This is a genomic window from Pseudomonas sp. DY-1, from assembly GCF_003626975.1.
Classification (GTDB): domain Bacteria; phylum Pseudomonadota; class Gammaproteobacteria; order Pseudomonadales; family Pseudomonadaceae; genus Metapseudomonas.
This window is the reverse complement of sequence record NZ_CP032616.1, coordinates 4,052,525-4,072,590: the sequence shown is the minus strand read 5'-3', so window position 1 is coordinate 4,072,590 and position 20,066 is coordinate 4,052,525. Positions and strand designations below refer to the sequence as shown.

Genomic DNA, 20,066 nt, shown 5'->3' with positions numbered 1-20,066 from the left:
CCATGGAAACCCTGTCCTTCCAATTCCCCGCCGGGCAACCGGCCCGAGGCCGCGCCCTGGTCGGCTGCGTCGGCTCCGGCGACCTCGAAGTGCTGCTGGAGCCCGGCAGCGCCGGCACCCTGTCGATCCAGGTGGTGACCTCGGTGAATGGCAGCGGCCCGCGTTGGCAGCAGCTGTTCCAGCGCCTGTTCGACGGTCAGTCGCTGCCGGCCCTGAACATCGACATCCACGACTTCGGCGCCACGCCCGGCGTGGTGCGCCTGCGCCTGGAGCAGGGGCTGGAGGCCCTTTCTTCTCAAGAGGAGCCCGCACATGACTGATATCGCACGCCTGCTCGAAGCGCGCAGTTTCGTCGAACTCGGCGCCCGCCAGCGCGCCCGCGAGCTGCTGGATGCCGGTAGCTTCCGCGAACTCGTCGGTCCCTTCGACCGGGTCATTTCCCCCTGGCTGCCGCAGCAGGGCATCGTGCCCCAGGCCGACGACGGTGTGGTGGTCGCCAAGGGCAGCATCAAGGGCCAGCCAGCGGTGATTGCCGCCATCGAAGGTGCTTTCCAGGGCGGCAGCATGGGCGAAGTCGGGGGTGCCAAGATCGCCGGTGCGTTGGAACTGGCGGCTGAAGACAACCGCCAGGGCATTCCTACCTGCGCCGTGCTGCTGCTGGAAACCGGCGGCGTGCGCCTGCAGGAAGCCAATCTCGGGCTGGCTGCCATCGCCGAAATCCAGGCGGCCATCGTCGCGCTGCGGGAGTTTCAGCCGGTGATCGGCCTGGTTGCCGGTCCGGTGGGTTGCTTCGGCGGCATGTCCATCGCTGCCGGTCTGTGCAGCCACCTGATCGTCACCCGCGAAGCGCGCCTGGGTCTCAACGGCCCGCAGGTGATCGAGCAGGAAGCCGGCATCGAGGAATACGACTCCCGCGACCGTCCCTTCATCTGGAGCCTCACTGGTGGCGAACAGCGCATGGCCAGCGGCCTGGTGGACGCCTATGTCGCTGACGATATCGAGGCCATCCGCGAAACCCTGCAAGGCCTGCTGGCCCAACCGGAACAGGGCCTGCCGCGCAGTCGCCGGCACGCCTGGTTCCTCGAGCGCCTGGCGCAGCTGGGCGAAGAGTGCGAACAACTGGACGCTGCCGCTGTGCGTGCCCTTTACCAAGGAGAACGGACATGAGCCGTGGACTGAACTGGCTGCACGGCCTTGCCGGTGGCGCAACCCTGCAAGGCTTCCCGGCTTCGGTGAAGGTGATCGACGGGGAGCTGGGCAATCGCGCCGCGCGCTTCATCGCCGTTGTGTCCGATCCACAGAATCCTTTCCCCCGTGCCCGCAATGGTGAGGTCGGCTTGCTGGAGGGATGGGGCCTGGCCAAGGCGGTGGATGAGGCGATCGAGGCCGACAAGGGCGGCACCCAGCGCGTGATCGTGGCGTTGGTGGATGTCCCCAGCCAGGCCTATGGCCGCCGTGAGGAAGCCCTTGGCATTCACCAGGCACTGGCGGGAGCGGTGGACGCATACGCTCGTGCCCGCCACGCCGGCCACCCAGTGATCGGGCTGCTGGTGGGCAAGGCCATGTCCGGTGCCTTCCTCGCCCACGGCTACCAGGCCCAGCGCCTGATAGCGCTGGATGACGGCGGGGTGATGGTCCACGCCATGGGCAAGGCCGCCGCCGCGCGCATCACCCTGCGCAGCGTGGAGGAACTGGAAGCCCTCGCCGCCAGGGTGCCGCCCATGGCCTACGACCTGGAGAACTACGCCTCCCTTGGGTTGCTGTGGGAGCGGGTTGCGGTGGGCGACGCGCAGCAGCCGAACGAAGCCGATGTTGGTCGGGTGCGCGAATGCCTGCTGCGGGCGGTGGACGACATCGGTTCGAGTACCGACCTGTCCGGGCGACTGGGTGCGGAGAACCGAGCCGCGTCTTCGCGTGTGAGGGAGATGTTGCGGGCGCAGTGGTAGTTCGCTGCCCCTCTCCCCCACCCGTCTCCCTGAAGGGAGAGGGGCCGGGGGAGAGGGGGAATCCCTGGCACCCAGATACCAAGGAGCCACGAATGAACAAGACTCCAAAACCCCACGATCTGCTCTGGGGCATGACCCTCGACCACCTGCCTGCTGAAGCCCCTGCCTGGGCGCGGCAGGCACTGGCCGCCGGCCATCCCGTGGTGGTGCGTCGTGCGCTCTGCGAGCCCGGCCTGATTGCCGTCGGCATTCGTGGCGCCACACGTGACCAGCGCTTCGCCGCGATGATGCCGATCCGTGCCATCCAGCGTGCGCTCAGCCCCGAACAACTGCGGCCTCGTTCTGCCGCCCAATACCCAGCGCTTCGGTCGCTGGAAGCCGTCGCCCCGATACTCGCTGCCACCAGCCTGCCCTGGGGCCCCACCGGCAGCGTCGGATTCCAGCTCGCCACCGGCATTGCTGTGCTGCACGAGGCCAGCGACCTCGACCTGATCCTGCGTACGTCGATGCCTTTCAGCCGCCAGCATGCTCGCGCGCTGCTGGAGGTACTGGCCGACGCGCCTTGCCGTATCGACCTGCAACTGGAAACCCCCAACGGCGCCGTGGCCCTGCGCGAGTGGGCCGGCGAGGCGCGCCGCGTGCTGCTGAAATGCGCTGAAGGCGCCCGTCTTGTGGATAACCCATGGCACGTCCTGGAGCACGCCGCGTGAGCAGCCTGTTTGCCTTTCCAGGCCAGGGCGCGCAGCAGGCGGGCATGCTTCACCAGCTGCCGCCGGAGGCTACGGCCAGCCTGGTAGAGGCCAGCGATGTGCTGGGGGAGGACGTGCTGGCGCTGGATTCGGCAGAGGCGCTGCAATCCACTCGCGCGGTGCAGCTCTGCCTGTTGGTGGCCGGTGTTTCTTGCGCGCGCTTGCTGCTCGAACGCGGGCCGGCGCCGGACTATGTGGCGGGCCTCTCCATCGGTGCCTACGCCGCTGCGGTGATCGCCGGTTCGCTGGGCTTTGCCGATGCGCTGCGCCTGGTGGCCCTGCGTGGCGAACTGATGCAGCGGGCTTATCCACAGGGCTACGGCATGACTGCCATCCTCGGCCTTGACCAGGGCACCGTGGAGCGCCTGCTGGCCGAGGCTGATGGTCCGGTCTTTCTCGCCAACATCAACGCCGAGAACCAGTTGGTGATTGCCGGTAGCGAGGCTGCCATGACCGCCGTCGCCGAGCGTGCCCGTAAGCTTGGTGCCGGTGCGGCGAAGCGTCTGGCGATGAGCGTGCCGTCCCACTGCGAACTGCTGGAGCAACCCGCGCGCGAACTGGCCGCCGCCTTCGCCGGGGTAGAACTGCGTCGCCCCGCGATCCGCTACCTCAGCGGTAGCACGGCGCGGCCGATCTTCGATCCTGAGCGCCTGCGTGATGACCTCGCCTTCAACATGTGCCGTGTCATCGACTGGCACGCCACCCTGCGCACCGCCTACGAGCGCGGCGTGCGCCTGCATATCGAACTGCCGCCCGGCACCGTGCTCAGCGGTCTGGCGCGGCGGGTCTTCGACCAAGGTACGGTGATCGCCTTCCAGGGCGCCCGTCTGGATACGCTGGACGCCTTGCTGCGTGAGGAGGTAAGCCGGACCCGATAACCGCCATGCACTTCGAAGGACAAGAACAAGCAACTTCGACCCGAATGCGAGGACAACAACAATGATCATCTACGGTGTGGCCTTCCTGGCCCTGTGCACCCTGGCAGGCCTGTTCATCGGTGAGCTGCTGGGCAAACTGCTGGGCGTCCCGGCGAATGTCGGCGGCGTCGGTATCGCCATGCTCCTGCTGATATTCGTCGGCAGCTACCTGCACAAGCGCGGCCTCATGAGTGCCAGGTCCGAGGTGGGCGTGGAGTTCTGGAGCGCCATCTACATCCCCATCGTCGTCGCCATGGCTGCCCAGCAGAATGTGCTTGGCGCGCTGTCCGGCGGCCCCATGGCCATACTCGCCGGCGTCGCCGCGGTGGTGCTTGGTTTCGCCATGGTCCCGGTGCTCGACCGGCTCGGGCAAAAGAAGCCGGTGGCGGCCGCCGCTGAATCCCTGACCCCTGCCCAGCGGTGACCGCCATGTACGAATCCATGCTGAAAGTGATCAACGGTTACGGCCTGATCAGCGGTTTCGCCGTGATCGGTGTGACCATGTGGCTGTCCTACTGGTTCTCCGACAAGCTCACCCGTGGCCGCCTGCACGGCTCGGCCATCGCCATCTTCCTCGGCCTGGTGCTGTCCTATGTCGGCGGCGTGATGACGGGCGGGCAGAAGGGCCTTGTGGATATCCCGTTGCTGTCCGGCATTGGCCTACTGGGCGGTGCGATGCTGCGGGACTTCGCCATTGTCGCCACGGCCTTCGGGGTGAATATCGAGGAACTCAAGCGTGCCGGCGTGTCGGGCGTGGTGTCGCTGTTCTTCGGCATCGGTACTTCGTTCGTTGCCGGTGTCGGCGTGGCCCTGGCCTTCGGCTACACGGATGCGGTGAGCCTGACCACCATCGGCGCTGGCGCAGTCACCTACATCGTCGGCCCAGTGACCGGTGCGGCCATCGGCGCCAGCTCCGAGGTCATGGCGCTGTCCATTGCCGCCGGCCTGGTGAAGGCCATCCTGGTGATGGTGGTGACACCCTTCGTGGCGCCATTGATCGGCCTGAACAACCCGCGCACGGCGGTCATCTTCGGTGGCTTGATGGGCACCTCCAGCGGTGTGGCGGGCGGCCTGGCCGCAACCGATCCGAAACTGGTGCCCTATGGCTGCCTGACCGCGGCCTTCTACACGGCGCTCGGCTGTCTGCTCGGGCCGTCACTGCTGTTCTTCGCCATGCGCGGCATCACGGGCTGACCCCGCCCTGCCCGACAACGCCCCGGCCAGTGCCGGGGCGTTGTCGTTTCAGCCCTCGTTGCGCAGGCTGTACATGCGGCACTCGGCGATCAGCGCGAGCAGGTTCGGGTCGCGCTCGCGGGCTTTCAGGAAGACCACGCCGATGTGTTGCAGCAGGCGATAGCGCGCCTGCAGGCGGATCAGCTTCACCCTGTTTTCGTAGACCGCCGCGATGCGCCCGGGCAGCAGCGCGTAGCCGACCCCGGAACTGACCATGCTGAGCAGGGTGAAGATGTCGTTCACCTGCATCGCCACCTTGGGCTCGAAGCCGGCCTGCTGGAACACCCTTGCGCCGTCGCGGTGGGTGGCGAAACCCTGGGTCAGGGTGATGAAGGTGGAGTCGGCGAGGTCCGCCAGGTCCACTTCGTCCTGGTCGGCGAAGGGCGAATCGGTGGGGACGGCGAGGAAGATCTCGTCGGAGAACAGCGGCAGTTGCTCGCAATCCGGGTCGTTCACGCTGTCATCCAGGGAGACCAGGATGGCGTCCAGTTCCATGTTCTTCAGGCGGTAGAGCAGGTCGACGTTGGAGCCCAGGGTGAGATCGATGTTCAGCTCGCTGCGTCGCAGCTTCAGGCCCATGACCAGCTGCGGCACGGTCTTCACGGTCAGCGAATAGAGCGCGCCGAGCTTGAAGCGTTCGGCAGAGAAGCCGGCCGCCTCGCGGGTCAGACGGACCATTTCGACGGTGTCCTGGATCAGCTTCTGCGCTTTCTCTTCCAGCACATAGGCGCTTTCCAGTGGCGTCAGGTTGCGGCCTTCATGCTTGAACAGCGGGCAGCGCAGGGCGCTTTCCAGGGAATGGATGGCGCGATGCACGCTGACGTTGCTGGTGTTCAGTTCGGCCGCTGCGCGGGACAGGTTGCCGCTGCGCATGAAGGCGAGGAAGGTCTCCAGCTTCTTCAGGGTCAGTTCTTCGTCGATCTGCATGGGCGCCCGGCTGCCTTCATCGCGTTTGTGGATGGGTATCGCTCCGTTCGCGGAGCGCCGCCCGACCCATCCTACAGAGTGGCCGTGGCGCTGCGGAGAGGGACTTTAAGTGAATAAGCCAATAAGGAATAAGCAAATAAATTCTTATTCCTTAACAGATATATGGCGAGCACCTAGACTGCCCAGCATCGAAATTCAGCAAGGAGGGCTCGCCATGCGCAGCCAGGCCATTCGCTACCTGATCCTGCCGGGATGGCAGGGCTCCCCCGACGAGCATTGGCAAAGCCACTGGCAACGCAGCCTGCCCAATGCCACCCGGGTCGAGCAGGCCGACTGGAACAACCCGGACCGTGCGTCCTGGGTGGAAGCGCTGGAGCGCGCCATCGATGCCGAGCGTACCCCGGTGATCCTCATCGCCCACAGCCTGGGCTGCGTGACCGTGGCCCACTGGGCCGCACAGTCCGACCCGGATGTACTGCGTCGCGTGCGTGGTGCGCTGCTGGTGGCCCCGGCGGATGTACAGCGCCCCGGTTGCCCCGAGCCGCTCAAGGGCTTCGCGCCCATCCCGCGTGACCTGCTGCCCTTCCCCAGCCTGCTGGTGGGTTCGGACAACGACCATGCGGCCAGCCCCGCGCGAGCGCTGGAAATAGCCCGTGACTGGGGCTCGGAAGCCGCGATCCTCACCGGCGCCGGGCACATCAATGTGAAGTCCGGGCATCACCGTTGGGAACAAGGCTTCGCCCACCTCTATCGCTTGCAAGCGCGCGTCGAGCAATCGTCCAGAAAACGCGCCTGATCCAATCCAATTCAGCAATACGTCAGGGCCCGCTGCATCGCAGCCTGGGCCCGGCGGGAGATTTCGCCATGAGCAAGGAAAACCCCGGTCAACCGCTGCTGACTTTCGCCGATGCCGACCGCAGCCCCCTCAGCATCCGCGCCCGTGCGCTGGTGTTCGTCGACGAGCGCTCGCGGCGGTTGCGCGAGGAGGTCGATCAGCTCGCGCCGAGCACCCTGCCCGTGCTGATCCAGGGTGAAACCGGCACCGGCAAGGAATTGCTGGCGCGACAGATCCATCGTTCCAGCGACCGTCCCGGCCTGTTCGTGGCGGTGAGCTGCAGCGCCATCAGCAAGGCCTACGCCGAGGCCGAGCTCTTCGGTCACACGGCCGGCGCTCACAGCGGCTCGGCCAGCAGCCGCGCCGGTTGGTTCGGTTCGGCCAATGGCGGAACGCTTTACCTGGATGAGATCGGCGACCTGCCATTGCCCCTGCAGACCAAGTTGTTGGCGGCGCTTGAAAGCCGCGAAGTGATTCGCGTCGGCGCCCACCAGCCGACCCCGGTGGACGTGCGTCTGGTAGCAGCTACCAGCATCGACCTGGCCAAGGCGGTGCGCGTTGGCAAGTTCAATGCGCGGCTCTATCAGTACCTGGACGAGGGACGGGTGGAGCTGCCGCCATTGCGCGAACGGCCGGACGATATCCTGCCGTTGGCCGAGTATTTCCTCGGTATCTACGCCCAGCGGCTGGACCTGCCTCTCCCCTTGATCAGCACAGCAGCCCAGTCAGCGCTCGAGGCCTACCCCTGGCCGGGCAATACCCGTGAGCTGGAGAACAGCGTGCACTTCGCCCTGCTGGTGAGCGAAGGCGTCGAGATTCTCCCCGAGCACCTCAACCTTCCACCGTTGCCGGGCTACGCCCAGCTCGCCGTGCAACTGCGCCGGCTGGCGGCTAACGACGAAGAGCGCGATCACCTGCGCCAGCTTTTCGCCGAGGTGCTGGCAGGGTAGCCATGCTTCACCGGTCCACCGTTCGAGATTGCGGCGGGCGCTACTCGTGCAGGTAGTAGAGCTTGTTGATGATGCTCCAGCGACCGCCGATTTTCAGCAGCGAGAGGAAGTCGGTGAAGCGCATGTCGGCGTAGTCGTCGACTACCTTCGCCGAGGCGGCGTCGCCGGTGATGTCCAGCGCCTGGATAGTCCAGACGGGCGTTTCGTCTTCAGCCAGCACCGGGCCGGCGTCGAGGATGGCGCCCGCGAAGTCGTCTACCGAGAGCCATTCGAGCTCGCCCTGGAAGTGGCCGATGATGCGGCTCTGCGGGTGAAAGGCACGGCGCAGACGGTGTTCGTCGGCGAACACCATGCCTTCGACATAGTCGCGCACGACGCGGTGGATGGCGTCTTGGTCAGTCTCGTGGGCAGTCATTTCGCGCGCTCCGTTGATATCGGCGAATCAGCCAAGCCGAATGCTAGTTCGCCCGGTGCGGCGCGAGCGATCCATTGCGAATAAGCGCGTGGGGAGTGCTTCCGAATCGATCTCCGCGCGCTCGTCAGTGAATCTGTCCGCTTTCCTTGAGCCGATCACGTACCGCGCGCAAGCGCGGCAGTGGAAGGCAGACGAGGATGGTCAATGCCAGCACCCCCACGCCCATCAGCGGCAGATTGGACAGCCCCATGCTGCTCAGCCAGAGGCCACCGAGGAAGGCGCCGCTGGCGTTGCCCAGGTTGAATGCTGCGTGGCTGAGGGTGGCGGCGAGGCTCGCCGATTCGCCAGCCTGCTCGACCAGCAGCAATTGCAGCGGCGAGGAAATGGCGAAGCTGGCCACGCCCCAGAGGAACAGGCAGCCCAGGGCGAGGACCGGAATCTGCGCGAAGACGAACAGCCCCAGCAGGCACAACGTGCTCACGGTGAAGGCCATCGGCAGTGCATAGCGGAATCCCTTGTCGGCCAGGCGCCCGCCCAGCAGGTTGCCCACGGTCAAGCCGATGCCGAACAGCAGCAGGGCGAAGTTGGCGTGTTCCGGGCTGAAGCCCGAGACATCGCGCAGCAGCGGGCTGATGTAGGTGAACACGCCGAACAGCGCCACCGAAGAGAGGCTGCAGACGAACAGCGCATGCAGCACCGGGCGCCGCAAGATGCCGTCCCAGGCGCCGGCGGCATTGGTTTGTGGCTTGGGCGTGGCGGGCAGCCAGAGTGCTTGCGCCAGCAGGGTGAGGAAACCGAGGGCCGCTACCACCATGAAGGTCACCCGCCAACTGGTGGCCTGGCCCAGCCAGGCGCCGGCAGGAACGCCGAGCACGTTGGCGATGGTAAGGCCGCTGAGCACCAGGGCCATGGCCGAAGCCCGGCGGTGCGGGGGTGCCAGTTCGGCGGCGAGCAGGGTGGCGCAGCCGAAGAAGCCGGCGTGGCTGAAGGCGGTGAACATGCGCATCGCCAACAGCCACTCGTAGTTGGGTGCCAGGGCGCAGCCGAGGTTGCCCAGGGCGTAGGCACCCATCAGCCAGAGCAGCGCCTGGCGGCGCGGCAGGCGGCCGAGCAGCGGACCCAGCAATGGCGCACCGATCACCACCCCCATGGCGTAGGCGCTGACCAGCAAGCCGGCGTCGGAAAGGCTGACCTGGAGGTCGCTGGCCACTTCGGGCAGCAGGCCCATGATGATGAATTCGCTGCTGCCAACGACGAAGCCGCCCAGGGCGAGGGCCAGCAGCGGCAGAGAGAGGAGGGTGCTCGGGTTCATGCGTGTTCCGGTGGAGGGGCTGTATTGCGAGGGGCGCGGATTCTACGCGCATTTCCTTGCAGGGGGCTTACCGATGGAACGGATGGGGCGCGAATCCTGTAGTGGCGAACTCATTCGCCAAGGGCAGCGTAGCTGCCCCATGAATGCTCGAATGGCAGGCCTGCTTGGCGAATGAATTGGCTATGTCTGCGTGAGCTGTTGCGAGAGATTTACCCTCGGGCCAAGCGCCTTGTAGGAGCTGGCATGCCAGTGAAACGCCGCCATTCGCTGGCAAGCCAGCTCCTACAGGCAATGCAGCTGCCTACAACACGTCGTGCAGACATATCCAATTTATTCGCCCCGACAAGGACCCGCCGCATCAGCTGCCGAGGAACTTGCTCAGGAACTGCTTGGTACGTTCTTCCTTCGGCGCACTGAACAGAGCCTTGGCGTCGCCCTGTTCGACGATCACGCCCTTGTCGATGAAGATCGCGCGGTTGGCCACGTCACGAGCGAAGCTCATTTCGTGGGTGACGATGACCATGGTGCGGTTCTCTTCGGCCAGGCCGCGAATGGTGGCGAGCACCTCGCCCACCAGCTCCGGGTCGAGCGCCGAGGTGGGTTCGTCGAAGAGGATCACGTCAGGCTCCATGGCCAGGGCGCGGGCGATGGCCACACGCTGTTGCTGGCCGCCGGAGAGGCGCTTGGGGTAGGCATCTTCCTTGCCCGCCAGGCCAACCTTGGCCAGCAGCTTGCGTGCCTTCTCGACGGCGCGCTCGCGGGGTTCCTTCTTCACCACCACCGGACCTTCGATGACGTTCTCCAGCGCGGTGCGATGGGGGAAGAGGTTGAAGTTCTGGAAGACGAAGCCGACGTGCTGACGCAGCTTGCGGATCAGCGTCTGCTGCTGTTTCAGCGGCTTGCTCGCGTCGATTTCGATGTCGCCCACCTTAATCAAGCCGCCACTGGGCACTTCCAGCAGGTTGAGGCAGCGCAGCAAGGTGGTCTTGCCCGAGCCGCTGGGGCCGATGATGGCCACCACTTCGCCCGGCTCGATGGTCAGGTCGATGCCCTTGAGCACCTCCTGGCCTTTGAAGGATTTGGTCAGGTTACGGACGGTGATCATCAGCTGTCCTGCTCATGCTGGTTGACCCGCGCCTCTAGGCGACTCTGGAAATGCGACAGCACGGTGGCCAGCACCCAGTAGATCAGCGCGGCGGCCAGATACATGGTGAAGATTTCGAAGGTGCGCGCGGTGATCAACTGCGCCTGGCGGAACAGTTCCGGCACCTGGATGGTGGCGGCCAGGGCCGTGTCCTTGACCAGCGAGATGAAGCTGTTGCCCAGTGGCGGCAGGGCGGTGCGCGCAGCCTGCGGCAGGATGGCACGGACCAGCGTCTGGGTACGGCTCATGCCGATGCTGGCGGCGGCTTCCCATTGGCCCCGGTCGATGGAGGCAATGGCGGCGCGGAGGATCTCCGAGGTGTAGGCGGCCATGTTCAGCGAGAAGCCGATCAGCGCAGCGGGTAGCGGTTCGAGCTGGATACCCAGCTGCGGCAGGCCGTAATAGATCATGAACAACTGCACCAGCAGTGGCGTGCCGCGGAAGAACGAAACGTAGATCCGCGACAGCCATTGCAGGGCGGTGAAACCGTATAGGCGCATCAGGGCGAGGACGAAGCCCAGCAGCAGTCCGAAGAACATGCCGCCGAGGCTCAGTACTACCGTAAAGACCGCGCCCTTCAACAGGAAGGGCGCGGAATCCAGCGCAAGTTGAAGGCTTGCGTCGATCATTGGGTCACGTCAGCCTTGAACCATTTCTCGGAGAGTTTTTTCAGGGTGCCGTCGGCTTTCAGCTTGGCAAGGGCCTTGTCGATGGCGGCCAGCAGTTCGGGGTTGCCCTTGCGCAGTGCGATGCCGGCTTCCTGACGGGAGAAGGGTTCGCCGGTCACGGCCAGCTTGCCACCGGTTTTCTCGACCATTTCGAAGGCGGCCAGGCGGTCCACCAGGATGGCGTCGATGCGGCCGACGTTGAGGTCCTGGAACTTGGTGGGGTCGTCATCGTAGGTGCGGATGTCGGCCTGCGGGACGTTTTCCTTCAGCCACTGTTCGTAGTTGGTGCCCAGGCCCACGCCAACCTTCTTGCCGGCCAGGTCCGCGGAGGTCTTGATGTCACCCTCGGTGCCCTTGCGCACCAGCGCCTGGATACCGGAGACGGTGTAAGGGGTGGAGAAGTCGTACTTCTTCTTGCGCTCGTCGGAGATGGTCACCTGGTTGATCACCACGTCCAGGCGCTTGGACTCCAGCGCAGCGAGGATGCCGTCCCACTTGGTCGGCTGGAACTCGGCCTTCACGCCCAGCTCCTTGGCCAGGGCCTCGGCCAGTTCCACTTCGAAGCCGGTCAGCTTGCCGCTCTCGTCCTGGTAGTTGAAGGGCGGGTAGGTGCCTTCCAGGCCGACCTTGATCGCGCCTTTCTGCTGGATGTCCTGGAGCAGGTCGGCGGCGGCGCTGGTGCCGACGAAGCTCGCGCCGAGCACCAGGCTCAGGCTACCGAGGATGAACTGGCGACGCAGGGTTGCAAATGTCATATGAGCCTCACGGGGCAGGGTGGCTAAAGGTGTCGCAACTCTAGGGATTTGGTTATATGCAATAAAATAATTAAAAATTATCTATTGCTGCAAATAGAGCATAAGTAGATGTCACGGGGTACCCGCAGGATGATAGGCGAACAGCGCGGGTGAGCCACCGGTGTGCAGGAACAGCACCGGGCCATTGCCGCTGAAGGCGGCATTGGCGATGCCATCGAGCAGGCCGGCGAAGGCCTTGCCGGTGTACACCGGGTCCAGCAGCAGACCTTCCAGGCTGGCGACCTGGCGCACGGCGTCCAGGGTGCCGGCATTCGGCTCGCCATAGCGTGGGAAGAAATACTGGTCCCACAGCTCAACCTTGAGTCCGTCCGGGACCGGCACGCCGAGCAGTTCGGCGGTGCGCTGCAGCAGGCCTTCCACTTTCGGGCGTTGGGTGGCGTCCGGGCGTGAGACGGTGACGCCGACCACGCGCGTGCCGGGCAGGGCGTATTCCAGTGCCAGGGCGAGGCCCGCATGGGTACCGGCGCTACCGGAGGCCAGGACCACGGCGGAGAAGTGCTCGCCGCTGGCCTTGATCTGCTCGGCCAGTTCCAGGCCAGCGCGTACATAACCCAGCGCACCCAGGGCGTTGGAGCCACCGATGGGCACCAGGTAGGGCTTCTTGCCAGCGGCGCGCAGGCGCTCAGCCGCGGCGGCCAGTAGTTCGTCGGCGTTGTCGAGGTTGGGTACCAGCTCGCACTCGGTGCCGAACAGGTCCAGCAGCAGGCGGTTGCCATTGCCGAGGTAGTTGCTGTCGGCGGTACCAATGGGGTTTTCCAGCAACGCTACGCAACCCAGGCCAAGGCGCGCGGCGAGGGCGGCAGTCTGGCGAACGTGGTTGGACTGGATGGCGCCGGCGGTGACCAGAGTGTCTGCGCCCTGGGCCAGGGCATCGGCGGCGAGGAACTCCAGCTTGCGCACCTTGTTGCCGCCAAGGGCGAAGGGCGTGAGGTCGTCTCGCTTCACGTAGACGCCATGGCCGAGCTTCTGCGACAGGTGCGCAAGCTTCTCCAGCGGGGTGGGCAAGGGAACCAGTTCCAGGCGGGAAAAGCGGGCGAGGGCTGCATCGAGCATGGTGTGGTTCCGATAGGCGGTTGCGAAGGCTGCCACTCTAGTGAGCCGGGGCCTCGCAGGCAATTCGCAGACGCGACATGAAAGTACCGGCCGGTCAGGTTGTGAGCGCTGTCGGGGTGACTCGTTTATATGTCAAAAATAGAATATCAGAATAAGAAAACAGTATTTGTTGGCTATAAAAAATCACCGTAGTGTCGCCTTCAACCCGGCACACCCAGACCGGGGCATCCCAACATTCGCTCGCGGCTGAAGATCCAGCCGGAGCCGCAGATTCGAAAAGGACCACCATGAAGAAGACCTTGCTGTTGACCGCCCTGGCCGCTGCCCTCTCCGTCACCCTCGCCCAGGCCGGCGAGAAGCTCGTAGTTGCCGCCACCCCGGTACCGCACGCCGAAATCCTCGAGCTGGTCAAACCTCAGCTGGCCAAGGAAGGCGTGGACCTGGAAGTGAAGGTCTTCACCGACTACGTGCAGCCCAACCTGCAAGTCGACCAGAAGCACCTGGACGCCAACTACTTCCAGACCAAGCCCTATCTGGACAACTTCAATAGCGGCAAAGGCACCCACCTGGTGATCGTCAAGGGCGTCCATGTCGAACCCTTCGGCGGTTACTCCAGCAAGCACAAGTCCCTGAAAGAGCTGCCGGACGGCGCCACCATCGCCATCCCCAACGAAGGCAGCAACAGCGGTCGCGCCCTGCTCCTGCTGCAGAAGTCCGGCCTGCTCAAGCTGAAAGACCCGAAGAACGCCCTGGCCACGCCGAAGGACATCGCCGAGAACCCGCACAACTTCAAGTTCAAGGAACTGGAAGCAGCCCTGTTGCCCCGTGTGCTGGACCAGGTCGACCTGGCCCTGATCAACACCAACTACGCACTCGAAGCCAAGCTGAACCCATCCAAGGACGCCCTGGTGCTGGAAGACCGCACCTCGCCCTACGTGAACTACCTGGTGGCCCGTCCGGACAACAAGGACAGCGACGCCATCAAGAAACTCTCCGCTGCGCTGACCAGCCCGGAAGTGAAAGCCTTCATCGAGCAGAAGTACTCCGGCGCGGTCGTGCCGGCATTCTGATCACCTGCTAGCCACGGTGGCGGGAGCATGACCCGCCTCTCCTCACGCCGACGAGTCTCGACTATCGTCGGCGTTCTTTTTTTTCTGCAGCGGCTCTGCAGGGGCGAGGAAACTTGTAGGGGCGAATTCATTCGCCAAGCAGGCCGAAGGCTTGCCCTGCAGAGTCGGGGCCCGCTTCGCGGTCCTTGGCGAATGAATTCGCCCCTACAGGAACCCTTGCCCGCCCTGGAGCCCACCATGTCCACCCCCAAACCCGGCCTTTCCACCCGTTCGGTCCACAGCGGCAACGATGTCGACCGCAGGATGGTCACCCGGCCCAAGAGCCTGCCCATCTACGAATCTTCGGTATTCGTCTACGACTCGCTGGAGCAGGTGGACGACTTCCTCGCCGGCAACCCCGACAACTACATGTACACGCGTATCGCCAACCCCAACCAGGCGGCGGTGGAAGACTTGGTGTGCCAGCTGGAAGGTGGTTCGGCGGCCCTGTTCTCCGCGTCCGGCATGGCCTCGGTGAGCGCGGCACTATTGGGGAGGCTGAGTGCCGGTGACCACCTGATCGCCAGTCGCGAGCTGTACGGTACCACCCAGAGTCTGATCGAGAAGGAGCTGGTGCGCTTCGGCATCACGGCCACCCTGGTGGAGATCAACGACCTGGCGGCGGTGGAAGCGGCCATTACCCCGGCGACGAAACTCATCTACACAGAAACCGCCTCCAACCCGCTGGTGCGGGTCAGCAATGTGCCGGCGCTGGCAAGGCTCGCCAGGGCACGCGGCCTGAAGTTGCTGGTGGACAACACTTTCCTGTCCCCTGCGCTCTACAACCCGTTGGCCGAGGGCGCCGACCTGGTGCTGCACAGCACCACCAAGTACCTCAACGGCCACAGCGACGCCACCGGCGGCATCCTCGTCGGCGATGCCGAATGGATCGCCCAGGCGCGCCGCTTCCAGATCAACGCTGGCGGCAGCGCCAGCCCCTTCGAAGCCTGGCTGACCTTCCGTGGCGCCAAGACCCTTGCCTTGCGCATGAAGGCCCATTCGGCCAACGCCCAGGCCCTGGCCGAAGCCCTGGAAGCCCATCCGAAGGTGGCCCAGGTGTTCTACCCCGGCCTGCCGTCGCATCCGGACCACGCCCTGGCACAACGGCTGTTCCCCAAGGGCGCCTCGGGCATGCTCAGCTTCACCCTGCACGGCGGCCTGGCCGAGGTGGATGCACTGATCCGCGCCCTTAAGAACACGGCATTCGCGCCGTCGCTCGCTGGGGTCGCCAGCAGCATCACCCACCCCGGCAAGACCTCCCACCGCGCGCTCTCTCCGGAGGCGCTGGCCGAACTGGATATTCACGACGGCACCATCCGTGTGTCGGTGGGTATCGAGGATGCGGCCGACATCGTCGCGGACTTCGTGCAGGCGCTGGATAGCCTCTGATCCCCCCTCGTGTCAGGCGACGTCGAATCCTGCAGGGGCGACTGAAATCGCCCCTGCAGGAACTCACCCGGGCACGCTTCTAACCTTATTCGTTATCGGTATTTCACGGCGCGTTCTTATGCTCGCTATGCTCTCGCCACAACTTGTTATAACAAGTCAGGATCACGAGCGAACAACGACATGGCCGAATTGCTACCCCTCTCCCCGGTACCGCTCTACAGCCAGCTCAAGGAGCTGCTGCGCGGACGCATTCTCGACGGTACCTACCCGCCTCACAGCCGCATGCCTTCGGAAAGCGAGCTGGGCAAGGCGTTCGGCGTCAGCCGCATTACCGTGCGCCAGGCGCTGGGCGACCTGCAGAAGGAAGGCCTGATCTTCAAGATCCACGGCAAGGGCACCTTCGTTGCCAAGCCCAAGGCCTTCCAGAACGTCAGCACGTTGCAGGGCCTGGCCGAGTCCATGACCCAGATGGGCTACGAAGTCCTCAACCGCCTGCGCAGTTTCAAGCACGTACCGGCCAGCGCTCCGGTCGCCGCGCGCCTGCAGGTGGAGGAAGGCAGCCCGGTGACCGAAATCCGCCGTGTGCGCCTGATCAATCGCGAGCCGGTCTCCCTGGAAATCACCTGGTTGCCGAAGGCCGTGGGCGAGAAGCTGGAAAAGGCCGACCTCGCCACCCGCGACATTTTCCTCATCCTCGAGAACGATTGCGGCATTCCCTTGGGTCACGCCGATCTCGCCATCGACGCGGTGCTTGCCGACGGCGACCTGACCCAGGCGCTGGAAGTGGAGGAGGGCTCGCCGATCATGCGCATCGAGCGCCTGACCCACGCTGCCGACGGCACGCCGCTGGACTTCGAACATCTCTACTACCGCGGCGACGCCTTCCAGTACCGCCTGCGCATCGACCGTCAGAAGGGGCCCCAGGCATGAGCACCCGAGAACAGGAATACGACATCGTCGTCATCGGCGGTGGCACCGCCGGCCCGATGGCCGCGATCAAAGCCAAGGAAAAGAACCGCGAGCTGCGCGTGCTGTTGCTGGACAAGGCCAACGTCAAGCGCAGTGGCGCCATCAGCATGGGCATGGACGGCCTGAACAACGCCATCATTCCCGGCCACGCGACGCCCGAGCAGTACACCAAGGAAATCACCATCGCCAACGACGGCATCGTCAATCAGGCGACCGTGCACGCCTATGCCACCCACAGTTTCGAAACCATCGAGCAACTCGACCGCTGGGGCGTGAAGTTCGAGAAGGACGAGACTGGCGACTACGCGGTGAAGAAGGTCCACCACATGGGCGCTTACGTGCTGCCGATGCCCGAAGGGCACGACATCAAGAAGGTGCTTTACCGCCAGCTCAAGCGTGCGCGTGTGGAAATCAGCAACCGCGTCGTCTGCACCCGCCTGCTGCTGGATGGCGAAGGCGCGGCCTGCGGGGTGATGGGCTTCGACTGCCGCAGTGGCGAATTCCGGGTGATACGCGCCAAGGCGGTGATCCTCGCCTGCGGCGCTGCGGGCCGCCTCGGCCTGCCGTCTTCCGGTTACCTGATGGGAACGTACGAGAACCCCACCAATGCGGGCGACGGTTACGCCATGGCCTATCACGCCGGGGCGGAGCTTTCGAACCTGGAGTGCTTCCAGATCAACCCGCTGATCAAGGACTACAACGGCCCGGCCTGCGCCTACGTCACTGGCCCGCTGGGCGGCTACACCACCAACAGCAAGGGCGAGCGCTTCATCGAGTGCGACTACTGGAGCGGCCAGATGATGTGGGAGTTCCACCAGGAACTCGAAGGCGGCAACGGCCCGGTGTTCCTCAAGCTCGACCACCTGGCCGAGGAAACCATCCAGACCATCGAGGAAATCCTGCACAGCAACGAGCGCCCCAGTCGTGGCCAGTTCCACGCCAACCGGGGCACCGACTACCGCTCGCAGATGGTCGAGATGCACATCTCCGAGATCGGCTTCTGCTCCGGCCATTCGGCCTCGGGCGTGTGGGTCAACGAGAAGGCCGAAACTTCCGTGAAAGGCCTGTACGCGGCGGGCGACATGGCTGCGGTGCCGCACAACTACATGCTCGGCGCCTTCACCTATGGCTGGTTCGCCGGGGTCAACGCGGCGGACTACGTGGCCGGTCGCGACTTCGCCGAGATCGATGCCGATCAGGTGGCGCGTGAGCGGGCGCGGGTCTTTGCCCCGCTGGAGCGAGAGCACGGCCTGCCGCCGGCGCAGGTGGAATACAAGCTGCGGCGCATGGTCAACGACTACCTGCAGCCGCCCAAGGTGACGAAGAAAATGGAGATCGGTCTCGCGCGCTTCGCCGAGATCGAACGGGACCTGGCGCAGATGAAGGCCAGCAATCCCCATGAGCTGATGCGGGCGATGGAAGTGGCGGTAATCCGCGACTGCGCCGAGATGGCCGCTCGCGCCTCGCTGTTCCGCGCCGAGAGCCGCTGGGGCCTGTACCACCACCGCGTGGACTTCCCCGAACGCAATGACGCCGAGTGGTTCTGCCACTGTCACCTGAAGAAGGGCGAGGACGGCCGCATGACCAGCTTCAAGAAAGCGGTGGAGCCGTACCTGATCCCGCTGGATGCCGAGGAGCAGCAGGCCTATGACCGCCTGCGGGTCCGCAGTGACGCCGCATGACGCAGGTATCTGTGGGAGCGGCTTCAGCCGCTCCCACAAAAGAGAAAGCCGAGAGCCACAGGCTCCAAGGAATCGTGAAATGGCCCATCAACCCCAGGAAATCTTCTTCCGCAGCAGCGCGCCGGTGACCATCGACGAAGACAAGTGCATCGCCGAGAAGGGCTGCACCGTTTGCGTCGAGGTCTGCCCGATGGACCTCTTGGCCATCAACCCGGCTACCCAGAAGGCTTACATGGCCTTCGACGAGTGCTGGTACTGCATGCCCTGCGAGAAGGATTGCCCGACCGGCGCGGTGAGGGTGGAAATCCCTTACCTGCTGCGCTGACCGAGCGTGAGAAGCCTGTAGGAGCGAACAACGGACCTGCAGGCAAGAGCTTCGCCAGCAAGCTGGCTCCTACTGAAACGCAATCCGCCATCCGGCCAACCCCGGACGCCCAACCTGAAAGCCCCTCGTTTCCCACCACCCAACCGCGTGGCGGAGACGATTCCAACACTCATGATTCGAGGGGAAAACCCATGCGTCTTCGTGCAACCGTCGCCGGCCTCGCGCTGGCCATCTCCAGCCTGTCCGCGTCCGCGGAAACCATCCGTATCGCCATCGGCACCCAGGACACCACCATCAACTGCGCCACCGGCGGTCTGCTCATCCGTGAGCTGGGCCTGCTGGAGAAGTACCTGCCCCATGACGGCAAGTACAAGGACGCCGACTACCAGGTGGAGTGGAAGAACTTCACCAGCGGCGCGCCGCTGACCAACGAGATGGTCGCCGGCAAGCTGGACTTCGGCGCCATGGCCGACTTCCCCGGCTCGTTCAACGGCGTCGCCCACCTGGATGCCGGCAAGCAGAGCCTGTTCATCAGCGTGCTGTCGGGCAGCACCCGGGGCAGCGGCAACGGCATCGTGGTGCCGGCTTCGTCGCCGGTTCAATCGCTGGCCGAGCTCAAGGGCAAGACCATTTCCGTACCCTTCGCCTCCACTGCCCACGGCATGTTGCTGCGCGCCGTTGCCGCCCAGGGCTGGGACCCGGAGAAAGACGTGCGCATCATCGCCCAGCCGCCGGAGATCGCCGGCTCGGCCCTGCGCAGCAACCGCATCGAGGCCCACGCCGACTTCGTGCCCTTCGCCGAGCTGTTCCCCAACCGTGGCTTCGCCCGCAAGATCTACGACGGCTCCCAGGCCGAGGCGCCTACCTTCCACGGGGCGCTGGTGGATGCGGCCTATGCGAAGAAATACCCGGAAATCGTCACCGCCTATCTGCGCGCCAGCCTGGAGGCCGACCGCCTGTTCGCCGCCGAACCGGAGAAGTACAGCGAGCTGATCGAGAAGGTCACCGGCATCGAGGCCGAGGTGAACTACCTGTTCCACGGTCCGCTCGGCCTGCAGACCCGTGACCTCACCTGGAAGCCCGAGTACCGCAAGGCTGTGGCCACCTCCATCGATACCCTGAAGCTCCTGAAAAAAACCGACCGTGGCCTGGATACCGCCAAGTTCATCGACGACCAGTACATCCGTGCGGCGTTCAAGGCGGCGGGTCAGGACTACGACAAGGCCCTGAAGGATTACGCCCCGCTGCCGCTCAAGGCCAACGACGCCGCCACCGGCAAGCCCATCACCGACTTCAAGCGCCTGGCGCAGATCTGGGTGCGCGGCGAAGACAAGGTGCGCCATTACGCCTCGCCGGAAGCGGCACTGACCGCGCTGGCGCAGCTGGAGCAGGAGGGCAAGGACATCCGTGCCATCTACGCCCAGGCCACCGACAGCGGCATCAAGCTGCTGGCCAACCAGGCCTGGTTCGTGCGCAGCGACAAGGGTGAACTGAGCGCCTTCCTGCTCAAGTCGCAGGCCGAGCAGTACGCCCAGCAGCATGGCGGCACCGCGCTCGATTTCGTCAGTGCCAACCAGAAGCTGGTAGCCCAGCGCTGATGCCAACGTAGGGTGCGCTGCGCGCACCGG

Annotated in this window: 22 protein-coding genes; 15 read left to right on the top strand and 7 right to left on the bottom strand. The window is 65.0% G+C overall.

Translation table 11 applies throughout. The features are described from left to right. Positions 1 to 2 precede the first annotated feature (2 nt). The 7 genes from D6Z43_RS19235 to madM all read left to right on the top strand — a co-directional run bounded on the left by D6Z43_RS19235 (position 3) and on the right by madM (position 4,806). The gene (locus D6Z43_RS19235) at positions 3 to 320 is read left to right on the top strand and encodes a malonate decarboxylase subunit delta (RefSeq protein WP_120653678.1); all 318 of its coding nucleotides are present in this window, start codon (positions 3 to 5) and stop codon (positions 318 to 320) included. Next, positions 313 to 1,167, top strand: coding sequence for a biotin-independent malonate decarboxylase subunit beta (locus tag D6Z43_RS19230; RefSeq protein WP_120653677.1), 855 nt, complete (start codon positions 313 to 315; stop codon positions 1,165 to 1,167). Before D6Z43_RS19235 ends, D6Z43_RS19230 begins: the two co-directional genes overlap by 8 nt. Next, complete coding sequence (mdcE, locus tag D6Z43_RS19225; protein ID WP_120653676.1) at positions 1,164 to 1,946, top strand: biotin-independent malonate decarboxylase subunit gamma; 783 nt, start codon at positions 1,164 to 1,166, stop codon at positions 1,944 to 1,946. Before D6Z43_RS19230 ends, mdcE begins: the two co-directional genes overlap by 4 nt. A 92-nt stretch (positions 1,947 to 2,038) precedes the next feature. Then, a complete protein-coding gene (locus D6Z43_RS19220) occupies positions 2,039 to 2,656 on the top strand; it encodes a malonate decarboxylase holo-ACP synthase (protein ID WP_120653675.1) in 618 nt (205 codons plus the stop codon). Next, a complete protein-coding gene (gene mdcH, locus D6Z43_RS19215; protein WP_120653674.1) occupies positions 2,653 to 3,573 on the top strand; it encodes a malonate decarboxylase subunit epsilon in 921 nt (306 codons plus the stop codon). Before D6Z43_RS19220 ends, mdcH begins: the two co-directional genes overlap by 4 nt. Before the next feature lie 61 nt (positions 3,574 to 3,634). Then, positions 3,635 to 4,036, top strand: a complete 402-nt coding sequence (gene madL / locus D6Z43_RS19210) for a malonate transporter subunit MadL (protein WP_120653673.1) — start codon at positions 3,635 to 3,637, stop codon at positions 4,034 to 4,036. A 5-nt stretch (positions 4,037 to 4,041) separates the two neighbouring features. Further along, the gene (gene madM, locus D6Z43_RS19205; RefSeq protein WP_120653672.1) at positions 4,042 to 4,806 is read left to right on the top strand and encodes a malonate transporter subunit MadM; all 765 of its coding nucleotides are present in this window, start codon (positions 4,042 to 4,044) and stop codon (positions 4,804 to 4,806) included. Positions 4,807 to 4,854: 48 nt separating this feature from the next. Here the strand turns inward: madM and D6Z43_RS19200 are convergent, their stop codons facing one another. Further along, positions 4,855 to 5,772 carry a LysR substrate-binding domain-containing protein gene (locus D6Z43_RS19200; RefSeq protein ID WP_120653671.1) on the bottom strand — a complete coding sequence of 306 codons (918 nt, stop codon included), beginning with the start codon at positions 5,770 to 5,772 and terminating at the stop codon, positions 4,855 to 4,857. A gap of 214 nt (positions 5,773 to 5,986) precedes the next feature. On the opposite strand from D6Z43_RS19200, the gene D6Z43_RS19195 reads away from it, so the two are divergent. Next, positions 5,987 to 6,568, top strand: a complete 582-nt coding sequence (locus D6Z43_RS19195) for an alpha/beta hydrolase (RefSeq protein ID WP_120653670.1) — start codon at positions 5,987 to 5,989, stop codon at positions 6,566 to 6,568. A 68-nt stretch (positions 6,569 to 6,636) separates the two neighbouring features. Continuing rightward, positions 6,637 to 7,557: a sigma 54-interacting transcriptional regulator gene (locus D6Z43_RS19190; protein WP_120653669.1), complete on the top strand. Its 921-nt coding sequence runs from the start codon at positions 6,637 to 6,639 to the stop codon at positions 7,555 to 7,557. A gap of 40 nt (positions 7,558 to 7,597) precedes the next feature. On the opposite strand, the gene D6Z43_RS19185 is transcribed toward D6Z43_RS19190, so the two are convergent. The 6 genes from D6Z43_RS19185 to D6Z43_RS19160 all read right to left on the bottom strand — a co-directional run bounded on the left by D6Z43_RS19185 (position 7,598) and on the right by D6Z43_RS19160 (position 12,964). Then, entirely contained in the window at positions 7,598 to 7,972 is a 375-nt protein-coding gene (locus D6Z43_RS19185; RefSeq protein WP_120653668.1) for a nuclear transport factor 2 family protein, read from the bottom strand. Between the two features lie 124 nt (positions 7,973 to 8,096). Next, positions 8,097 to 9,284 (bottom strand): MFS transporter, encoded by a 1,188-nt coding sequence (locus tag D6Z43_RS19180; RefSeq protein ID WP_120653667.1) that lies wholly within the window; start codon positions 9,282 to 9,284, stop codon positions 8,097 to 8,099. Between the two features lie 358 nt (positions 9,285 to 9,642). Then, on the bottom strand, positions 9,643 to 10,389 hold the full coding sequence (gene tcyN / locus D6Z43_RS19175) for an L-cystine ABC transporter ATP-binding protein TcyN (protein ID WP_120653666.1): 747 nt from the start codon (positions 10,387 to 10,389) through the stop codon (positions 9,643 to 9,645). After that, positions 10,389 to 11,057 carry a cystine ABC transporter permease gene (gene tcyL / locus D6Z43_RS19170; RefSeq protein ID WP_077521557.1) on the bottom strand — a complete coding sequence of 223 codons (669 nt, stop codon included), beginning with the start codon at positions 11,055 to 11,057 and terminating at the stop codon, positions 10,389 to 10,391. Before tcyL ends, tcyN begins: the two co-directional genes overlap by 1 nt. Then, positions 11,054 to 11,851 (bottom strand): cystine ABC transporter substrate-binding protein, encoded by a 798-nt coding sequence (gene tcyJ, locus D6Z43_RS19165; RefSeq protein WP_120653665.1) that lies wholly within the window; start codon positions 11,849 to 11,851, stop codon positions 11,054 to 11,056. Before tcyJ ends, tcyL begins: the two co-directional genes overlap by 4 nt. Positions 11,852 to 11,962: 111 nt before the next feature. Then, entirely contained in the window at positions 11,963 to 12,964 is a 1,002-nt protein-coding gene (locus tag D6Z43_RS19160) for a D-cysteine desulfhydrase (RefSeq protein ID WP_120653664.1), read from the bottom strand. 287 nt (positions 12,965 to 13,251) lie between these two features. Here D6Z43_RS19160 and D6Z43_RS19155 point away from each other — a divergent pair, with 287 nt between their 5' ends. From D6Z43_RS19155 to D6Z43_RS19130, 6 genes are all read left to right on the top strand, one after another. Next, complete coding sequence (locus D6Z43_RS19155; RefSeq protein WP_120653663.1) at positions 13,252 to 14,034, top strand: MetQ/NlpA family ABC transporter substrate-binding protein; 783 nt, start codon at positions 13,252 to 13,254, stop codon at positions 14,032 to 14,034. 237 nt (positions 14,035 to 14,271) lie between these two features. Beyond that, the gene (locus D6Z43_RS19150; protein ID WP_120653662.1) at positions 14,272 to 15,462 is read left to right on the top strand and encodes a PLP-dependent aspartate aminotransferase family protein; all 1,191 of its coding nucleotides are present in this window, start codon (positions 14,272 to 14,274) and stop codon (positions 15,460 to 15,462) included. A gap of 180 nt (positions 15,463 to 15,642) precedes the next feature. Beyond that, the gene (locus D6Z43_RS19145; protein ID WP_120653661.1) at positions 15,643 to 16,392 is read left to right on the top strand and encodes a GntR family transcriptional regulator; all 750 of its coding nucleotides are present in this window, start codon (positions 15,643 to 15,645) and stop codon (positions 16,390 to 16,392) included. Further along, positions 16,389 to 18,113, top strand: coding sequence for a fumarate reductase/succinate dehydrogenase flavoprotein subunit (locus tag D6Z43_RS19140; RefSeq protein ID WP_120653660.1), 1,725 nt, complete (start codon positions 16,389 to 16,391; stop codon positions 18,111 to 18,113). Before D6Z43_RS19145 ends, D6Z43_RS19140 begins: the two co-directional genes overlap by 4 nt. Before the next feature lie 79 nt (positions 18,114 to 18,192). Then, entirely contained in the window at positions 18,193 to 18,438 is a 246-nt protein-coding gene (locus D6Z43_RS19135) for a ferredoxin family protein (protein WP_120653659.1), read from the top strand. A 191-nt stretch (positions 18,439 to 18,629) separates the two neighbouring features. After that, positions 18,630 to 20,036 carry an ABC transporter substrate-binding protein gene (locus tag D6Z43_RS19130; protein WP_120653658.1) on the top strand — a complete coding sequence of 469 codons (1,407 nt, stop codon included), beginning with the start codon at positions 18,630 to 18,632 and terminating at the stop codon, positions 20,034 to 20,036. Positions 20,037 to 20,066 lie beyond the last annotated feature (30 nt).

Coding starts and splice junctions, on each gene's coding strand:
- D6Z43_RS19150 (WP_120653662.1), top strand. CDS start 14,272: ATGTCCACCCCCAAACCCGGCCTTTCCACCCGTTCGGTCCACAGCGGC.
- D6Z43_RS19135 (WP_120653659.1), top strand. CDS start 18,193: ATGGCCCATCAACCCCAGGAAATCTTCTTCCGCAGCAGCGCGCCGGTG.
- D6Z43_RS19195 (WP_120653670.1), top strand. CDS start 5,987: ATGCGCAGCCAGGCCATTCGCTACCTGATCCTGCCGGGATGGCAGGGC.
- D6Z43_RS19190 (WP_120653669.1), top strand. CDS start 6,637: ATGAGCAAGGAAAACCCCGGTCAACCGCTGCTGACTTTCGCCGATGCC.
- madL (WP_120653673.1), top strand. CDS start 3,635: ATGATCATCTACGGTGTGGCCTTCCTGGCCCTGTGCACCCTGGCAGGC.
- D6Z43_RS19180 (WP_120653667.1), bottom strand. CDS start 9,284: ATGAACCCGAGCACCCTCCTCTCTCTGCCGCTGCTGGCCCTCGCCCTG.
- D6Z43_RS19140 (WP_120653660.1), top strand. CDS start 16,389: ATGAGCACCCGAGAACAGGAATACGACATCGTCGTCATCGGCGGTGGC.
- D6Z43_RS19130 (WP_120653658.1), top strand. CDS start 18,630: ATGCGTCTTCGTGCAACCGTCGCCGGCCTCGCGCTGGCCATCTCCAGC.
- tcyJ (WP_120653665.1), bottom strand. CDS start 11,851: ATGACATTTGCAACCCTGCGTCGCCAGTTCATCCTCGGTAGCCTGAGC.
- D6Z43_RS19185 (WP_120653668.1), bottom strand. CDS start 7,972: ATGACTGCCCACGAGACTGACCAAGACGCCATCCACCGCGTCGTGCGC.
- mdcE (WP_120653676.1), top strand. CDS start 1,164: ATGAGCCGTGGACTGAACTGGCTGCACGGCCTTGCCGGTGGCGCAACC.
- tcyN (WP_120653666.1), bottom strand. CDS start 10,389: ATGATCACCGTCCGTAACCTGACCAAATCCTTCAAAGGCCAGGAGGTG.
- tcyL (WP_077521557.1), bottom strand. CDS start 11,057: ATGATCGACGCAAGCCTTCAACTTGCGCTGGATTCCGCGCCCTTCCTG.
- D6Z43_RS19220 (WP_120653675.1), top strand. CDS start 2,039: ATGAACAAGACTCCAAAACCCCACGATCTGCTCTGGGGCATGACCCTC.
- D6Z43_RS19200 (WP_120653671.1), bottom strand. CDS start 5,772: ATGCAGATCGACGAAGAACTGACCCTGAAGAAGCTGGAGACCTTCCTC.
- madM (WP_120653672.1), top strand. CDS start 4,042: ATGTACGAATCCATGCTGAAAGTGATCAACGGTTACGGCCTGATCAGC.
- D6Z43_RS19235 (WP_120653678.1), top strand. CDS start 3: ATGGAAACCCTGTCCTTCCAATTCCCCGCCGGGCAACCGGCCCGAGGC.
- D6Z43_RS19160 (WP_120653664.1), bottom strand. CDS start 12,964: ATGCTCGATGCAGCCCTCGCCCGCTTTTCCCGCCTGGAACTGGTTCCC.
- D6Z43_RS19145 (WP_120653661.1), top strand. CDS start 15,643: ATGGCCGAATTGCTACCCCTCTCCCCGGTACCGCTCTACAGCCAGCTC.
- D6Z43_RS19230 (WP_120653677.1), top strand. CDS start 313: ATGACTGATATCGCACGCCTGCTCGAAGCGCGCAGTTTCGTCGAACTC.
- D6Z43_RS19155 (WP_120653663.1), top strand. CDS start 13,252: ATGAAGAAGACCTTGCTGTTGACCGCCCTGGCCGCTGCCCTCTCCGTC.